Origin of the sequence: Parasphingorhabdus sp. (assembly GCF_048269915.1) — a bacterium.
GTDB lineage: Bacteria > Pseudomonadota > Alphaproteobacteria > Sphingomonadales > Sphingomonadaceae > Parasphingorhabdus.
On the sequence record NZ_JBLWTY010000003.1, the window covers coordinates 550,796 to 567,728 of the forward strand.

The 16,933-nt window shown below is 57.1% G+C and carries 20 protein-coding genes; 17 read left to right on the forward strand and 3 right to left on the reverse strand.

Annotated features, from left to right (window positions below):
- The 11 genes from ACN0WX_RS11140 to ACN0WX_RS11190 are packed head-to-tail and all read left to right on the forward strand — an operon-like array spanning window position 1 to window position 8,340.
- Complete coding sequence (locus ACN0WX_RS11140; RefSeq protein WP_417622383.1) at window positions 1-783, forward strand: SDR family NAD(P)-dependent oxidoreductase; 783 nt, start codon at window positions 1-3, stop codon at window positions 781-783.
- Window positions 784-803: 20 nt separating this feature from the next.
- Entirely contained in the window at window positions 804-1,643 is an 840-nt protein-coding gene (locus ACN0WX_RS11145) for a fumarylacetoacetate hydrolase family protein (protein WP_417622384.1), read from the forward strand.
- A 39-nt stretch (window positions 1,644-1,682) separates the two neighbouring features.
- The gene (locus ACN0WX_RS11150; protein WP_417622385.1) at window positions 1,683-2,624 is read left to right on the forward strand and encodes a VOC family protein; all 942 of its coding nucleotides are present in this window, start codon (window positions 1,683-1,685) and stop codon (window positions 2,622-2,624) included.
- Complete coding sequence (locus ACN0WX_RS11155; protein WP_417622386.1) at window positions 2,624-3,349, forward strand: alpha/beta fold hydrolase; 726 nt, start codon at window positions 2,624-2,626, stop codon at window positions 3,347-3,349. Before ACN0WX_RS11150 ends, ACN0WX_RS11155 begins: the two co-directional genes overlap by 1 nt.
- Window positions 3,349-4,113: an SDR family oxidoreductase gene (locus ACN0WX_RS11160; RefSeq protein WP_417622387.1), complete on the forward strand. Its 765-nt coding sequence runs from the start codon at window positions 3,349-3,351 to the stop codon at window positions 4,111-4,113. The genes ACN0WX_RS11155 and ACN0WX_RS11160 overlap by 1 nt, the downstream gene beginning before the upstream one ends.
- A 51-nt stretch (window positions 4,114-4,164) precedes the next feature.
- On the forward strand, window positions 4,165-5,328 hold the full coding sequence (locus tag ACN0WX_RS11165; RefSeq protein WP_417622388.1) for an acyl-CoA dehydrogenase family protein: 1,164 nt from the start codon (window positions 4,165-4,167) through the stop codon (window positions 5,326-5,328).
- Complete coding sequence (locus ACN0WX_RS11170) at window positions 5,328-5,786, forward strand: hypothetical protein (RefSeq protein ID WP_417622389.1); 459 nt, start codon at window positions 5,328-5,330, stop codon at window positions 5,784-5,786. Before ACN0WX_RS11165 ends, ACN0WX_RS11170 begins: the two co-directional genes overlap by 1 nt.
- On the forward strand, window positions 5,783-6,172 hold the full coding sequence (locus tag ACN0WX_RS11175) for a MaoC family dehydratase (protein WP_417622390.1): 390 nt from the start codon (window positions 5,783-5,785) through the stop codon (window positions 6,170-6,172). The genes ACN0WX_RS11170 and ACN0WX_RS11175 overlap by 4 nt, the downstream gene beginning before the upstream one ends.
- A 17-nt stretch (window positions 6,173-6,189) precedes the next feature.
- A complete protein-coding gene (locus tag ACN0WX_RS11180; protein WP_417622391.1) occupies window positions 6,190-6,741 on the forward strand; it encodes a VOC family protein in 552 nt (183 codons plus the stop codon).
- Window position 6,742: 1 nt separating this feature from the next.
- Window positions 6,743-7,591: an alpha/beta fold hydrolase gene (locus ACN0WX_RS11185; RefSeq protein WP_417622392.1), complete on the forward strand. Its 849-nt coding sequence runs from the start codon at window positions 6,743-6,745 to the stop codon at window positions 7,589-7,591.
- Window positions 7,588-8,340, forward strand: coding sequence for an SDR family NAD(P)-dependent oxidoreductase (locus ACN0WX_RS11190; protein WP_417622393.1), 753 nt, complete (start codon window positions 7,588-7,590; stop codon window positions 8,338-8,340). Before ACN0WX_RS11185 ends, ACN0WX_RS11190 begins: the two co-directional genes overlap by 4 nt.
- A 56-nt stretch (window positions 8,341-8,396) precedes the next feature.
- Here the strand turns inward: ACN0WX_RS11190 and ACN0WX_RS11195 are convergent, their stop codons facing one another.
- Entirely contained in the window at window positions 8,397-8,927 is a 531-nt protein-coding gene (locus ACN0WX_RS11195) for an ester cyclase (RefSeq protein WP_417622394.1), read from the reverse strand.
- Window positions 8,928-9,145: 218 nt separating this feature from the next.
- On the opposite strand from ACN0WX_RS11195, the gene ACN0WX_RS11200 reads away from it, so the two are divergent.
- The 5 genes from ACN0WX_RS11200 to ACN0WX_RS11220 are packed head-to-tail and all read left to right on the forward strand — an operon-like array spanning window position 9,146 to window position 14,360.
- Window positions 9,146-9,580 carry a nuclear transport factor 2 family protein gene (locus tag ACN0WX_RS11200; RefSeq protein ID WP_417622395.1) on the forward strand — a complete coding sequence of 145 codons (435 nt, stop codon included), beginning with the start codon at window positions 9,146-9,148 and terminating at the stop codon, window positions 9,578-9,580.
- Window positions 9,577-10,353 carry a hypothetical protein gene (locus ACN0WX_RS11205; protein ID WP_417622396.1) on the forward strand — a complete coding sequence of 259 codons (777 nt, stop codon included), beginning with the start codon at window positions 9,577-9,579 and terminating at the stop codon, window positions 10,351-10,353. The genes ACN0WX_RS11200 and ACN0WX_RS11205 overlap by 4 nt, the downstream gene beginning before the upstream one ends.
- Before the next feature lie 27 nt (window positions 10,354-10,380).
- The gene (locus ACN0WX_RS11210; protein ID WP_417622397.1) at window positions 10,381-12,729 is read left to right on the forward strand and encodes a membrane-bound PQQ-dependent dehydrogenase, glucose/quinate/shikimate family; all 2,349 of its coding nucleotides are present in this window, start codon (window positions 10,381-10,383) and stop codon (window positions 12,727-12,729) included.
- Between the two features lie 12 nt (window positions 12,730-12,741).
- A complete protein-coding gene (locus tag ACN0WX_RS11215) occupies window positions 12,742-13,584 on the forward strand; it encodes an SDR family NAD(P)-dependent oxidoreductase (RefSeq protein ID WP_417622398.1) in 843 nt (280 codons plus the stop codon).
- Entirely contained in the window at window positions 13,581-14,360 is a 780-nt protein-coding gene (locus ACN0WX_RS11220; RefSeq protein ID WP_417622399.1) for a hypothetical protein, read from the forward strand. Before ACN0WX_RS11215 ends, ACN0WX_RS11220 begins: the two co-directional genes overlap by 4 nt.
- Window positions 14,361-14,378: 18 nt before the next feature.
- On the opposite strand, the gene ACN0WX_RS11225 is transcribed toward ACN0WX_RS11220, so the two are convergent.
- Window positions 14,379-15,137, reverse strand: coding sequence for an SDR family NAD(P)-dependent oxidoreductase (locus ACN0WX_RS11225; protein ID WP_417622400.1), 759 nt, complete (start codon window positions 15,135-15,137; stop codon window positions 14,379-14,381).
- Window positions 15,138-15,203: 66 nt separating this feature from the next.
- Entirely contained in the window at window positions 15,204-16,418 is a 1,215-nt protein-coding gene (locus tag ACN0WX_RS11230) for a cytochrome P450 (RefSeq protein WP_417622401.1), read from the reverse strand.
- 142 nt (window positions 16,419-16,560) lie between these two features.
- Here ACN0WX_RS11230 and ACN0WX_RS11235 point away from each other — a divergent pair, with 142 nt between their 5' ends.
- Window positions 16,561-16,932, forward strand: coding sequence for a winged helix-turn-helix transcriptional regulator (locus ACN0WX_RS11235; protein ID WP_417622402.1), 372 nt, complete (start codon window positions 16,561-16,563; stop codon window positions 16,930-16,932).
- Window position 16,933: the final 1 nt, after the last annotated feature.

Sequence of the window (16,933 nt, forward strand, 5' to 3'; positions counted from 1 at the left end):
ATGCGCGTCATCATCACAGGAGCCGCGAGCGGAATTGGACGGGCCGTCGCCGAACAGCTCGCGGCTGGCACCGTTATTCCGGGGCCGCACCAGTTGCTGCTCACGGATCGCGACGCGGAGGGTTTGAACCTGGTAGCCAATGGCATTGGTCCGACGGCCGCAACCTGCGTCGCGGATCTTTCCGCCCCCGATTGCGGAGATAAAATTGTTGCTGCGGCCATTGCCCATATGGAAGGTGTCGATGCGGTGGTGAGCAACGCCGGCATCATTGCCGCCGGCGCTCTGGTGGACATGACAGCAGATGATTTTGACCGGATTTATTCGATCAACACGCGCGCGACCTGGGCGCTGGCAAAAGCCGCCCATCCGCATCTCGCCGCGAGCAAGGGCGCTTTTGTTGCCACGGCCTCCATGTCGGCAACGCAGGCGACACCGGGGCTCGGTTTTTACTCTTCTAGCAAAGCGGCATTGCTGATGCTGATCCGCCAACTGGCGCTGGAATGGGGCGGCGATGGCATAAGATGCAATAGTGTTTCCCCCGGCCCAACATATACACCAATGACCCAGGCCGGCTATGACGACGAAGAACGCCGCGCACAGCGTGAGTCGATGATTCCGCTCGGAAAGCTGGGCATGGCAGAAGATGTTGCCAATGCCATCCTGTTTCTGATGAGCCCCCTCGCCAGCCATGTGACCGGTATAGACGTGCTGGTTGATGGTGGCATGAGCAACAATCTGATGCCCGCGACTGGCGGCGGAACCGGTCAAAAAGCCAGCAAATAACAAAGCAAACGGAGAATGAAATGCGCCTCGCACGAGTAACAAAAGATGGAAAAATCGGCCTAGCGGCCAAAACGGGAGACAAGGTCACCGTGGCCTATGGCGCGGATATTGCCGATCTGGATTCTCATATCGCCGCCGGAACACTTGATGCTGCTGGCACCAGAGCGGCGGCGGGCGAAGCGGTCGATGAAGCCGCCCTGACCTTTCTGCCGCCACTGGCACGGGCGGGAAAGGTCATCTGCCTGGGATTGAACTATGCCGATCACGCCGCCGAAGCGGACATGGAAGTTCCCGAATTTCCAACTATTTTCGCCCGTTTTTCGTCCAACTTGATCGGCCATGGCGCGCCAATCCTGAAGCCGAAAACCTCCGGTCAACTGGATTATGAGGGCGAGATGGTGGCCGTTATCGGCAAACGGGCCAAAAATGTTCCGGCTTCCGAAGCCCTGTCGCATGTCATGGGCTACTCGGTCTTCAATGACGGATCGGTTCGGGACTATCAGCTGAAAACACCGCAATGGACGGCCGGCAAAAATTTCGACGATACGGGTTCGTTTGGACCCTGGCTGGTGACCGCAGACGAACTTCCTGCGGGTGGCGAAGGGTTGAAAATCGAAACCCGGCTCAATGGCAATGTCATGCAATCGGCCAGCACCGACCAGATGATCTTCAACGTCGAGCAGACGGTGAGTCTGCTATCCTCCTTTCTCACACTGGAACCGGGCGATGTTCTGGTGATGGGTACGCCTTCGGGCATCGGGCTTGCCCGCAAGCCACCGGTATTCATGAAGGATGGCGACGTGGTCGAGGTTGAGATCGAGAATATTGGCCTGTTGCGCAATCCGATTGCGGCGGAATAGGCTCCGAAAAGAGAGCCAGACATAGGTGAGGAAAGTGACATGACAGCAAAAAGAGCGGGCGCTTTGGGCGCTCATTCCATAGACCATTTTGGTCTGCAGGTGCCGGACCTGGATGAAGCTCGGTCCTTTTATGACGCATTCGGTCTCGACGTCCGGAATTCCGGTGAGGGACTGGAACTGTTCACCGTTGGCCATCCGCAATGCTGGGGACGGATCGTGCAGGGACCGGTCAAGCAGTTGCGATATTTGAGCTTCGGCATTTATGCCGAAGACGAAGCCGCCTTGCTCGCTCATCTCGAATCGGAAGGCGCTGTCAATATTGACGCCTTGCCCGGCGCACCTGCGGGAGGCATATGGATTGAAGGCTTTGACGGCCTGCCGATCAACATTCGCGTGGCAGAAAAATGTTCGCCGGATGCAAAGACCAGGTTCGAAACAATCTCGTCAGCACCTGGCACATCGGGGGCGATCCTGAATTCTGCCGCTCCCAAAACGCAACCGCGCAATCTTTCGCACTTTGCCATTTATACCACCGATGTGATTGCGGCGACGGCATGGTATGAGAATATGCTCGGGCTGCGCCTTTCCGATGGCAGCGGTCCGGTTGTCGCATTCCTGCACGGCCCCCATGGCAGCGATCATCATCTGCTGGCGCTGGTCGGCTCTACCCATCGCGGCATGCACCATAGCAGCTGGGATGTCGGATCGATTCAGGAAGTCGGCCTCGGCTCCGCACAAATGTTCCGTGCGGGATACAAAGAAGGCTGGGGCGTAGGGCGTCACGTTCTGGGCGGGAACTATTTCTATTACGCCCGCGATCCATGGGGCAGCTATGCTGAATTCTCGGCGGATATCGATTATATTCCCGCGGATTGTGAATGGCCTTCGGCCCAGCATGCGCCGGAAGACAGCTTCTACCTCTGGGGCCCGGACGTGCCGCCAGAACTCGTCTCCAACCTTGAACCGGGAGCACCCGAATAATGGCTACATATCTTTTGATGCACGGCGGCGGCATGGGCGGATGGACATGGAAATTCATGCGCGAAATCCTGGAAGCCAAAGGCCATAAAGTTTTTACCCCGACGTTCACCGGTTTTGGCGAACGGGTGCACCTGATTGGCCGCGATGTCGGCAATGAAACGCATGTGACAGATATCGTCAACGTGCTGCATTATGAAGATTTGACGGATGTCATTCTCGTGGCGCACAGCTATGCCGGCACCGTTGCTCCGGGTGTGCTGGCGCAAGCCGGGGACCGTATCCGCCGGGTCATCTATCTGGATGCGATCATCCCTCATGCAGGCGAACGGATTGCTTCCCTGCTCGGTTTTGCGAGTGAGGAAGAAATGGCCGGACTGGACGCGATGCTCGATGCGGGTGAAGGGCCTATTGGTTCCGGCGTCCATGAACAGCAGCGAGCCATGGCCAAGGAACATCCGCATATGATGGACCGGGATCGTGAACAATGGCTGCTCGATCACCTGTCCGATCAGCCGATGCGCGCGACATGCTGCCTCATTCCTGTCGGCGCGGAGAGCATCAAGCATCCGGTCGACTATATTGCTGCAAAAAATACCATCATGACAGCCATGCATGACCGCGCGCGCGCATTGGGTTGGCCGGTTCATGATCATCCGGGTGACCATGCGTTCAATGTCGGAGACCCCGAAGGTGTGTGCGATATCATTGCAAAGATTGTCGGCTGATGGATATCGCAAACCTGTTTTCCGTCAAAGGCCGCGTGGCCCTGGTTACCGGCGGTAGCGCTGGCATCGGCCGGATGATTGCAACCGGTCTCGCAGCTGCCGGTGCACGCGTCTATATCTGTGCACGGGGGGCTGAAAAAATTGCCGCAGCCGCTGCCGAGATGGACGGCGACGTCATCGGACTGGCAGCGGATGTTGCTACCACGAATGGCATTGATGCGCTGGTTGCCGAAATCGAAAAGCGAGAATCGGCGCTGCATATTCTGGTCAATAATGCGGGCACGCTAACAGATGCTCCGATTGATAGATTCAGCGAAAATGAGTGGGACGATGTGATCGATCTCAATCTCAAGACACCCTTTTTCCTGATGCAAAAGCTGCTCCCGCTCCTGCGGGCCGGGGCCAGCGCAGAGCGCCCGTCGAATGTGATCAATATCGGATCGGTCGGTGCCCTGAAAATCGGCCCGCGCGAAGTGTACAGCTATCAGGCATCCAAAGGTGCCATCCACTGGCTCACCAAGTCGATTGCGAAGAAACTGGGACCTGCTCATATCACGGTCAACGCCATTGCTCCCGGATTTTTTGAAAGCGACATGACGGTCATAACCGACGATAATATGCGCAAGATGGTAGAGGGCATGGTGCCGCGTGGTCGCACCGGCACACCCGAAGACATGGCCGGAGCTGCCATCTATCTGGCAAGCCGTGCGGGGGCCTATGTTACCGGCTCCGTCATTCCCGTGGAAGGTGGCCTGGCGATCTGAACCTTACGTTCGATAGGTTGCCGATCACCACCGAGCCCGCAAGGATCAAATATGGACTTTAATCTGACAGAAGAACAGGTCGCTTTCCGCGATACAGTACACCGCTGGGTTGATGCCGAGCTTCCCAAGGACCTGATGCGCAGGCTCGAGGCCGACGAAGAAAATTACCCCTATGAAATCTGGGACAAGCTCAAGGAACAGGGCTTTTTCGGCATTGGCATCCCGGAAGAATATGCCGGACTGGGCGGCGACGTTGTCATGCAGATGATTTTCGCGCGGGAAATGGCGCGGACCGCGGGCGGCTTGCTCTGGGTCTGGGGTCTCACTTCCTTTGGCGGTGCCAAGACGCTGGCAACGGCGGGTACCGAAGAGCAGCGCCAAAAATGGCTGCCTCAAATGGCGGCTGGGGACTTGCGTGTTTCCCTCTCGATGACCGAACCCGATGGCGGTACGGATGTGCTGGGCGCGATGAAGACCTATGCCGACAAGGTCGATGGCGGCTGGAAGATCAACGGGGCAAAAATGTGGACAACGGCGGCCCGCGCCGCTGACCGGTTGCTGGTTCTCTGTCGATCGGACCGCAATGCCGAGAAAAAGCATCATGGCCTGACAGCATTTTTTGTCGATGCCAAATCGCCCGGAATTACCGCTACGCTGCTCCCCAAACTGGGTATGCGCGCTATGGGCAGCTGTTCCGTTACCTATGATGATGTTTTCGTTCCCGATGAAGATGTTTTGGGCGAACCGCACAAGGCGTGGAGCGCAATGCTGCCGAGCCTCAACAATGAGCGCATCATGGTCGGTGCGCAGTGCCTTGGTGCGATTGATGGCGTTCTGGAAGATGCGCTCGATTATATGAAGCAGCGCAAGGCGTTCGGGAAAATCATTGGAGAATTCCAGATTCTCCAGCATTATGTTGCCGATATCGCTACGTCCCAGAAGCTTGTGGAATTATTGCTCTACAATGTCGCCTGGATGCAGGCGCAGGGCATGCCATGCGGCAATGAGGCGAACATGCTCAAGATGGTGGCAACCGAACGCGCGGTGGAAGCGGCGGATCTTGGCATTCAGATATTGGGCGGAATGGGCTATTCCGCCGAAACCGACATGCAGCGCTACTGGCGCGATCACCGCATTCTTCGCATGACTCCCATTTCCAACGAGATGGTCCGCAACAGCATTGCGGAAAATCTTGGTCTGCCGAGGTCTTTCTGATGAGCGAACCCGATTTCCCCCCTGCCCCTGATGTCGCCGGCACATCGCTTGATGGCAGGAAGATATTCACGATCAGTGCCGATGAGAATGCTGCTTTGTGCCGTTCGACCGGCGTTGAACCGGCCAGCGACGGCAGCGCACATCCGATATATTATTATATCGCAACCCAGGTTGCGATGGGCAAGACCGTCGCCGGTGTCTGTGAAACCTGCGAATTTGATGTGGATGATGGGCCGATGATGGGCTCGTCCGGCGTCAAATTCTCAGAGCCGCTGATGGTCGGGCAAAGCTACAAGGTCACCGGCGAGATACTCAGCCTGGTCCGCAAGCAGAGCCGAAAACTGGGTGTGATGGACGTCCTCACCTATCGCCTGCGCCTCCACAAGGAAGCGGATGGCAGTTGCATATTGGAGACCGACAATGTCTGGGTTCTCCCGCGCAAGGAGCTGGCCGCATGAGTCACAATGTTGGAGACGAACTGCCGGCGTTCGTTATCGAAAGCGTCAGTCCCGATGCCATGAAAAAATGGGCCGTATTTCTCGCCGACCCCAATCCGATCCATCTGGATGTGGAGGTCGTGAAGGCAAAGGGGCTTGGCGACAAGGTGATCAACCAGGGGCCGGCCAATGTGGCCTATATGATGAATATGCTGATGGCGGCCTTCCCCGGATGCCGGATCGAGACGATGGACTCCCGCTTTCTTGACAATGTCTATGGCGGAGACAAGGTCGTCGCATCGGGCAAGATTACGGCGATTGAAGACAATAAAATTTCGTGCGAATTCACACTCGACGTCGACGGACGCGGAACAGTGAATGCCGGCACGGCAACCGTGATAATATAATCTAGAGGAGTTTAATTATGCCTAGTGGTCCTTTTGCACATGTGTGCATGGTCGTGCGCGATCTTGATAAAGCCATTGAAGACTGGACAAAGATTCTGCGCGTGCTCGATCCCCAGAGTCTGGAAAAGCGGATCGTCAAATATGACGAATTTTCCAGTGGCGATGATGCCGGCATGAAATGGGCGACCTTCGTCAATGAATATTCGACTGAAATACAGTTTATTCAGCCCGCTCCGGGAACCCCCATGGGTCGTCGTCTCGACAAGGTTGGCGAACATGTCCATCACTTGTGTTTCTCCACCGATGATGTTCCAGCGGCCATGGCCAAGTTGAAAGCAGAAGGCATTGACTTGCCCGGTGATGGTGAAACTTTTAATGACCCCGACATGACCTGGCAGAAATGGAGCTGGGTCGGTGCAAAAAGCACGCATGGTTGCCTGATCGAAGTTGCTTCGCCCTATGAAAGTCACAACGATGGCAAATGGCATCATGCGCCGAACAAATTCGCTTATAAGGGGCCGGGCGAGCACCCCAGCCATGCGGAAGTAGCGCCCATCAAAGCGGCGTAATTTGTCGCCGACCAAAATCCGCTTGCAAGGGGACGGGCTTGAGCTTGCCGGAAGCGCCTATGGCGACCCGGCTGCTCCACCCGTCCTTTTCTTTCATGGCGGCGGTCAAAGTCGCAACGCCTGGTTGGGTTCGGCAAGGAAGGTGGCGGAAGCAGGTTACTACGGCATCAGCTTTGATCTGCGCGGCCATGGCGAAAGCGACTGGGCTGCCGATGGTGACTATCTTCTGGATGCTTTCGGTCGAGATGTGGAGCGGCTGCTCTATCAATTTGAACGACCGGTCACCTTGGTCGGCGCATCGCGCGGTGGGCAAGCCGCGCTGGTGGGTGGTTCACGCCATCCCGACCGGGTCCGGCTGATCATGCTCGCCGATGTCGCCCCGCTGATGCGCGACGACGGTGTCGACGGCATCCGCGCTTTTTTTGAACAAGGGGAATCCGGCTTTGCTTCGCTGGAAGATGCAGCAGAATCGCTCGCCCGGAATCTCCATCAACCACGCATGGCTGACGCCGGAAAACTGGCGCGAGCCATGCGGCAAGATGATACCGGCCGCTGGCACTGGCACTGGGATCCGGCCACTGGCAAGCGGGAATTCCTCCATCCGCCAAGCGAGGGTGAAGCCATTCTGACGGCGGCCGCACGCCTGCAGTCGCCCGCCGTTCTGGTCCGCGCGGAACTCAGCCATCTGCTGACCGACGAGGGCGTTGCAAGATTCCAGCAATTGGCGCCCCAAATTGAAGTGGTGACAGCACCCGGTGCCGGCCATATGTTCACGGCCGATCGCAATGATGAATTTGCGGCGCAGTTGCTGGATGTGCTTGAACGTACGCCGGAAAGGAACTTGTCATGACTCGCAAGGCCGCGTTTGTTGTTGGCGCTACTGGCGGGCTGGGTCATGCGGCCTGTTGCGCACTGGCGCATGATTGGGATGGCGTTGCGATTGGCTATCGTTCGAACGCTGACAAGGCAAAGGCGATAGCCGCCGAATTGCCAGATTCCTGCGAAGGCATGCCCGTCCATTGCGATCTCGCCGATGCTTCCTCTATCACGGCGTCCATCGCGCAGGCGCGGGCCCATTTCGGGGATATTGGCACACTGATATTCGCGTCAGGCGTCGCGATTGAACAGCCATTTGTGAGCAGAATCAGCGAGCAGCAATGGCGCGAGGTCATTGAAACCGAATTGATCGGCCTGACCCGTGTGATCGCCGCAACGCTTCCGGTTTTCAGGGAGCAGAAATTCGGGAATTTCGTGATCGTCGTTTCCGTCGCCAACTATACATTCCCTCCGGGCGATGCCCTGTCATCCGTGCCCAAGGCCGGGATGGAAGCGCTTGGCCGCGCCATTGCGAAAGAGGAAGGCAAGTTCGGCATTCGTGCCAACATGGTCGCGCCGGGCATTATTGACGCAGGACTGGGAAGCCATTTTCTCGAGACCCTCTATTCGCCCGATATATGGGAAAGCCAGAAAAAGAGCATCGCTCTCCGCCGCTTCGGAACCGGAGAGGAAATAGCGGAAGCCATTGCCTTTCTGGCCTCTGACCGAGCGCGATATATCACCGGACAGACGGTGATCGTCGATGGGGGGTTCAGCCTGTAAGTCAAAAAAAGGGGTGCCACTAGCCCCCCTTTCCCGATCACAATGTTTGAACAATCCTATTTATAAGGATCGACCGGCTGAGGAGTTTCCATCACTTCCAGATCGATGAGCATGGAAAGCACGTCGGATATCGAATAGATATGGACGATCTTGTCACCGTCGAATTTGATCCAGCTGAACCACAGCACGTCCAGCTGATTGCCGGTTGGCTGTACACCCATGTAAGGACCGCCGGTGTGCTTGCCATGATGGTGACACAGAACACAGATTTCGTCATCGCCTTTGCCCCAGGCTTTCAGTGTCCGGTACAGGCTGGGCGGGAAGGTGTCGTAAAGCGCGCGGGGGGACGTATTCCATTCCTCGAACGTTCCCAGGTCAGGGCGGTTCGGATTGTCATAGGTCATCTTCTCCGTATCCATGAATTCATCAAAACCCGACCAGTCGCCGACATTGAGCTTGTCGTGCAGGTCCATCCACTGATTGACCATGAACGTTTGGCGTTCGGTCAGGCCATCACAGATTTCCGCACGTTTTTCAGGCGAAAGCTTAAAATCTTCAACGGTAAAGGGTGGGATACGTCCGGCCATATATAATCTCCATTTGGATATCGCACCAGGCGATATCGGGTTTGAAAGCGACCGGATTCCATCACTTGGAACGGCCTCTGATTGGCAGTCCTTTTCCCGTCAGTATCCTCCGGTGCAACCTACCAATGGGAAGGAACTATTTGCATCGAACCAATTAGGTGTGAGTCAATAATGGGGATTGGAGAAGGGGGAAAACAATGACGCTTTCGTTGCAGGAAATGTCAGATCGATTTGAGATTCAGGATTTGCTGGCGGGTTACTGCTATGCGGTGGATGACAAGGATTTCGACGCACTCGATCAATATTTTACCAAGGATGCCGTGATCGACTATAGCGAGATGGTCGGGGTGAAAGGTTCGCTTGGCGAGATCAAGGAGTTTCTGCGGACCAGCCTTGACCCGATCCCAATGGTGCAACACGCCGTGATGACAACGCAATATATATTCGATGAAGATGCGTGCGAAACGCGCACGGTCTGTCACAATCCCATGGTTGTTCCGGGTGACAATGGCGAACCCCAGACGATCTTCTTTGGCCTCTGGTACATCCACAAATTCCGGCGGACACCCGATGGCTGGCGCATTTCCAGTCTTTACGAGAAGAAATGCTATAACCACAATCTTCCCGACTATATCAAGGCGCAAACAGCATGAGCGCCCAGGATATCGCCACCAGGACCATGGGTGAACCGGTCAATCCATGGATGATGGAAACCGGCAGCTTCTGGATATGGGGAGCGCTCCTGGCGCTAACTTTTGTGTGGACGGTGAAAGACAGGCGATTGCCCCTGTTTGGCCTTGTGCTGATTGCCGCGACCAGCGGATTCTGGCAAGAGTTTTTTGGCGATTGGGGGGCTTATGTGGCCTGGAACCCGACCTTTGCCCGCCTTCCTTTCTGGGGCGAGATGGCCTTTACCACGCCGGTCAAACCGCTGTTCATTCCGTTCAGCTGGGGCTGGTGGTTTGCCATTTCGATACCGCTGCTCACGTCGCTCGTGCTCTGGCTCAAGCGGAAATTCCCGGCACGCTCGGTCCGGGTTCTGGCGATGCTGACCGCATTTCCCCTGTTTCTCGCCTATCAACTCTATGTCGAAGGCAGCTCTGTCGCCAATGGCTGGTGGACGTATGATTCGGTCGTGGGCCCTGCCCTGGAGAGCGAAAATGGCCGCTTGCCGCTGATCTTCCCGTTGCTCATCGGGCTTTGGGCGGGCTGGTTTGTTGGCATTCTCGCGGACCGTGACCAGGATGGCTTGATGGCCCACGAACAACGCGCCGGGGTCGCTTCCAGTCCAACCGGTTGGCGGCGGGAATGGACCCGCTTGTGGAGTATGATTCTGGTTTTTCAGGTCACCTTCTTTGTCGTCAATATTGGCCCGGCAATGATCGGCCGTGCCCTGTTCGGAGGCCCCAGCCTGCTTGTTCCCTGAAAACTCCAACTACGGACATAATAGCCCATGAAAATTCTCAATCGGTTGCTTGCCCTGCTGCTTCTGCTGCTTGGACTGGGTCTCATGTGGCTTGGCTGGCAGTTGCTGTTGGCGGGCGGTTCCCCTTATTATCTGCTGGCAGGACTTGCGCTGGCAGCAACCGCATGGCTTCTCTGGAAACAATCGGCGAAAGCGCTGAAACTGTTCGGCCTGTTGTGGGCGATAACCCTCTTGTGGTCGCTGTGGGAATCGGGCCTGTCTTTTTGGCCGCTGCTCGGGCGACTCGGCCTGCTGACCGGCATAGCTGTGTGGTTGCTGACCCCGTGGGTCCGGCGCTCGCTCGGGGCAAAGCCGCACTCGGCAATCACTGTTTCGCTTCTGGGCGTGTTTTTCATTGGCCTGATCGGCGGTACCAGCTGGATATTCTGGAATGACCGCATCACAGGCGGCACGGATCTGGCCTTGACCACAGTAGCACCGACAGAAGCCCGCGAGGGCGAATGGCACCATTACGGCAATTTGCAGGCAGGACGCCGCTATTCTCCTCTGGCCCAGATAACGCCGGCCAATGTCGGCGCATTGACTGAAAGCTGGACCTATTCGCTGGGTAAAGAACCGAATGGCGAGCCAGCTCCCTTTCAGGCAACACCTCTCAAAATTGGCGAAAAGCTTTATTTTTGCACCGGCTATAATGACATTGTCGCGCTCGATGCCGAAACCGGCGCGCAGATTTGGCGCTATGTCGCGAATGCTGATACGACCGGCATTTTTGGACAGACCTGCCGCGGTGTGAGCTATTATCGCGTACCGGAAGAATCTGCCGGAGCTCGCTGCTCGGAACGAATTTATACCGCCACCATCGATAGCCGCCTGATCGCGGTCGATGCTGCCGATGGCAAGCCTTGCGCGGATTTCGGCAAGGCGGGCATTGTCGACCTGCTGAAAGGCATGAGCGACGCGCCCAAGGGCTATTATCACGTGTCTTCCCCTCCCACGATTATCGCTGGCAAGCTCATGATCGGTGGCTGGGTGACCGATGGCCAGACAGTGGGTGAACCGTCGGGCGTGATCCGCGCCTTCGATGCCATTACCGGAAATCTCGCCTGGGCATGGGACATGGGGCAACCCGACCGGTTGGGCGAACCGGGTCCCGGAGAAACCTACACGCCGGGAACCCCCAATAGCTGGAGCGTGATGAGCGCGGACGAGCAACTCGGTCTCGTCTATGTGCCCATGGGCAATGCAACCCCTGATTATACCGGCACGCACCGGACCGCCGAGATGGAAAAATATTCCAGCAGCGTGGTCGCGCTCGATGCGGAAACGGGCCGGCCGAGGTGGAGCTTCCAGACCACGCATCATGATGTCTGGGATTATGATGTTCCGGCACAACCGGTCTTGCTCGACCTGGCGGACGGCCGTCCTGCGCTGCTTCAGCCGACCAAGCGCGGCGAGCTGTTCATGCTTGACCGGCGTACCGGCAAGCCGATTGCAGAGGTTGTCGAACGCCCGGTTCCGGTCAGCAAGGTCGAAGGCGCCCTGTCCTCGCCAACCCAGCCATTTTCGGTCGGTTTGCCGAACTTTGCTGGCCCGCGTCCCAGTGAAAAGACTATGTGGGGCGTTGCCATGCTCGATCAGGCCTGGTGTCGCCTGAAGTTCAAGCAAGCGCGCTTCGACGGTACTATGACACCACTCGAAGACGGCCGCCCTTCAATCATGTGGCCGGGAACTTTGGGCGGCAACAACTGGGGTAGCATCGCGGTCGATCCCGACAGCCGGATCGCCTTTGTCAATTCAAGCCATGTCATCAACTACAACAAGTTGATTCCCAGAAAGGAAGCGGATTCAATGGGGCTGAAACCGGTGGCCAAACCGAGTTTCGAAAATGTTGCCGGGCCGGTTGCACAGGCCGGCACCCCCTATGCTGCATCGGTCGCGCCATTTCTATCGCCGCTGGTCGCGCCGTGCACCGAGCCGCCCTATGGTCTGGTAAGCGCGGTGGATCTCAACAGCGGCAAGCTGTTGTGGCAAAAACCGTTTGGAACCGCCCGGGATAGCGGCCCCCTGCTGCTCAGCACCGGGCTGCCGATCCCGATGGGTGTTCCCAATATCGGGGGCGCGGTGATTACGGGATCAGGACTGGCATTCATCGGTGCGACCCAGGAACATATGATCCGTGCCTATGACATCAGGACGGGCGAGGAATTGTGGAAGGGTCGACTGCCTGCCGGTGGCAATGCCACCCCGATGACCTATTGGTCGGAAAAGTCCGGGCGGCAATTTGTGGTGATCGCTGCGGGCGGTCATGGCGGCATCCTTTCCGGCTATAGCGACAAGCTGATCGCCTATGCACTGCCAGCATCAAATGGAAAATGAGGACATGACATCATGAGCTACGTGGCTGTTGTAACAGGTGCGACCCGGGGACTTGGCAGGGGTATCGCGCGCGGATTGGCATCAAAAGGAGCAACCGTCGGCGTGACGGGACGAGATCCCGAAGCGCTGGATGGCGCCTGTGCAGAAATTGAGGCGCAGGGTGGCAAAGCGCTGGCAATCGTCTGCGACCACAGGGATGACGCGCAAGTGGAAGCTGCCTTTGCACAAGTGAAACGGGATCTCGGCGGGATAGACATTCTCGTCAACAATGCCGCTGCGGTATATGGCGAAGACCTCGTGGCGCCGGGCCCCTTCTGGGAAAAGCCGCTTCGGCTCGCCGAAATGATCGATGTGGGTCTCCGTTCCAACTATGTCGCTGCCTGGCATGCTGCGCCCATGATGGTGGCAGCGGGCAAGGGGCTGATTGCCAGCATATCCTTTTATGGCGCCATATCCTATTTCCACGGCCCGGCCTATGGCGCGGCCAAGGCCGGAACCGACAAGATGATGGCAGACATGGCGGTCGATCTTGCCCCTCACGGTGTCGCCGCGATTTCCTATTGGCCGGGTTTCATCCTGACCGATGCGGTAAAGGCACTGCCGCCGGAGATGATCCCGGACGACCTGCGCGCGATGTTGCCGCAATGGGAAACACCCGAATTTACCGGCCTGGTACTGGATGCCCTGTACCGGGACGACAAGTTGATGGAGATGAGCGGACAGGCGCTGATCGGCGCCGAACTGGGCGAGCGCTACGGGATTGTCGATCTGGATGGCAAACAGCCGGTTTCTTACCGCGATACAATGGGCTCTCCCCATATCCCCTTCACGCCCGCAACTGGACAAAAATCATGATCGAAGCGGTTCTGGTCGTTCTCACCAAGGCGCATCCCGGCCGTGAACAGGATCTCGACGACTGGTACACCAACATCCACATCCGGGATGCCTTGCGTTTTCGCGGATCGATCGCCGCACAGCGTTTCAGCCGCAGCGCCGGTCAGCCGATGGCGCTGCCCGAAGCATTTGATTGGCAATGTCTGGCGCTATATGATGTTTTCGATGCCGAGCGCTTTTCCCGCGAGCATTGGGACAATGCGCTGACCAGCCGGATGATGGTTACCGATGCCATTGATGACAGCGTGCTGGAGGATTATCATTATTATCCTCTGGCCTTTCGCGACAATGATCCGTCCAGCCCTCATAGTGGCGGGGTCCTGTTGGAGCAGATAAACGCCGCACCGGGGCAGGAACAGGCTTTTCGCGAATGGTATGCCGACAGTTACTTGCCCCGGGCAGCAAAACGCCCCGGCGTGCAATCGGCGGGATTTGCGATGTTTCGAACTTATGGTCAGATGATCCCGACAACCCCGTCCCATGAATATGTCGGCATATACAAGGTCAATGACGCCGATGCGTGGCAGGCATGGCAGGACTTGCCCCTGCTGGCCGATGCACCCTGTGTCGATCGGCACTCTCTCCGCGTGACCCATTGGGAGCATCTGACCGACAGGCTCACAAAGGATGCCGTCCAGAACCCGACGTCCGGTGGCCTGGCCGCCGAAGAACAGGCGCGGCTGCGCATGGGGGACAAGGTGCTGACCGGCGGAACGGACAAGCTCGGCGCGGCCTGAGACCAGCACCCGGTTGCGTCAGCCGGCGGTAATTCCGTTGTCGGCATTATAGCAGGCCCCGTGCACCGAACGGGCGCGATCGGAGGACAGGAACAACAGCGGTTCGACGATATCTTCCGGCTGCGACGGCGGACGAATACCGATGTAGCGGGCGATCAGACTTTGATCGGCCTCCGCGGGAAACTCCAGATTCTGCACCATTTCCGTCATCATCCCGCCGGGCGCGAGCGCATTGATGCGCACCGGTTCATGCATGAACTCCATGGCCAGAGATTTTGTCAGGCTGAGCAGTGCCGCCTTGGTTGCTGCATAAGGCGCGGTATAGGCCTGCCCCGAAAATGCCGCCGTCGACACGACATTGACGACATTGCCCTTGCTCTTGATCAGATGCGGCATCGCCGCCTGGGTCATGAAAAAGGCGGCAGTGACATTTGCCGAAAATAGTCTGTTCCAGTCCTCCGGTGTCACATCAGCCAGCGCATGGAACCGCAGGATACCTGCGATATTGCACAATATGTGCAGTTGTCCGAAAGCCGTGACGGCACGGGCGACCACTTTCGCGCAACCGGCCGGATCTCCGAGATCTTCCGAATAGGCGACTGCCTCTCCGCCCATTTCTGTGATGCGAGCCGCAGTTTCGGACACGCCTTCGCTGTTCAGGTCAACCAGACACAGTTTCGCGCCTTCGGAGGCAAAGCGCATGCTTGCTGCCCGACCGAGACCGGAGGCTGCGCCGGTCACCAGAACAACCTTGCCGGAAAATTCACCCTCATTCATGTCCATTTCTCCAACTGCGCCGCAACATCCGGTGCAACCCGTCAACAGGCACCGCGTGTCTATATGCTACCAGACCAGCGGCAGCGTGACCGGCTGGATCATTCCCAGATGATATTCGATCTGGTGATCCGGCTTCACGCCAAATTGCGGAATTCGGCTGGTGAATTCCTCAATGGCAATCCGCATTTCGCGTTTTGCGAGGTGCATGCCGACACACATATGCGGGCCGAAACCAAAAGAAACATGCCGGGGCTTGCGATCGAACCGGATTTGCTGAGGCTCCGGAAATTCCGCAGGATCACGGCCTGCCAATGTGGTGGACATCGCCACCTTGTCGCCGGGCATCATCCGTACTCCGCCAAATTCGGTTTCTTTCGTGCAGGTGCGAAAGGTTGTGACCGCGGCATAGGCCCGCATCATTTCGTCGATGGCGTGCGGAATTTGTTTCGGATCGTCTTTTAGCAGCTGCTGGTCCTGCGGATTGCGGGCCAGATGAAGGAACTGATGCCCCATGTTGGTGGACACAGTATCCAGTCCCCCGATGAACAGGTTGAAGGTGAAGCCGACCAGTTCGTCTTCATTCAGCTTGCGTCCCTCGACTTCAACATTCAGCGCATAGCTGATAATGTCATCGCGCGGATTTTTGCGCCTGTCCTCGATCTGCTCGCGCAGGAAACCGACAACATTGCGGGTCGCGTCCGCAATTTTCCACATGTCCATTTCGTGCAGCAGACCATATTCCCACTCCAGGAACTGCTTGGTGTTGCTCAACGGAAAATCCATCAGTTCGAGGAATACCTTGATCGGAAATTCGAAGGCAAAGTCAGCCATGAATTCGCAGGAGCCGCGTTCGCGAAAGTTTTCGATATATTCCACCGCGTAGCCGCGTATCTTGTCTTCCAGCTTTGCCATCGCCTTGGGTGTGAACAGCGGATTGATGAAGGCGCGATATTTTGCATGGTCCGGCGGATCGATCTCGACGGGAAGGTTGGTCCAGCTCTCGCCGACCAGCTTGGCAAACGGGGAGAAATCCTTGCTGGAAAAAGTGTCGGTATCCATATAGATTTTCCGCAGGTCCTCCATCCGTCTCACAATCCAGGACGGTGTGCCACCCGGATAGGCATGGGGAGCATAGAAAATATCCGGCCCTTCATGGACGGCGGAGGCCCAATCGCCAAACGGGTCTTCCGGCGTCGTCGTCCCGAACACATAGGGAAAAGGCCGAACCAGTGACGGGGGAACATGGTCCGGAATGGTCGGTTCAGGAAATTCCATCTGCATCGCGTTTCTCCGTCTGAAATCCAGTGATCTCCGGAGTCCATGAACGATCAAACAGATCAATCGCACTCTCCGGGTCTATCGAGGCCATTGACTATCCCTTTGGATGATTTCTAACAAGTAGTATGAATTTCAAAGGGTAAGTATGGAAAAGATGACTATTGAGAAAAACCGCGATGTTCCGCCCGAGGAATATGCAGACTTGCGCAAGGCTCTGACGCTGATTTCCGGAAAGTGGAAACTGGAGATTCTGTGGCTCCTGTATCACCGAACCCATCGATTCGGCGAATTGCTGCGGACGATCGACGGGGTAACGCAGCACATGCTAACCAAGCAGCTGCGCGAACTCGAGGCTGACGGCTTGGTAACACGCACTGTTTATGCCGAAGTCCCTCCCCGCGTGGAATATAGCATGACGGACGCTACCAAGGCGCTTGAACCGACGATTCAGGAACTGATGGCCTGGTGGCAGGAATTCGGCCGAAGCGCACAAAAGGAAAGCCGCCCCGGATGCTGAA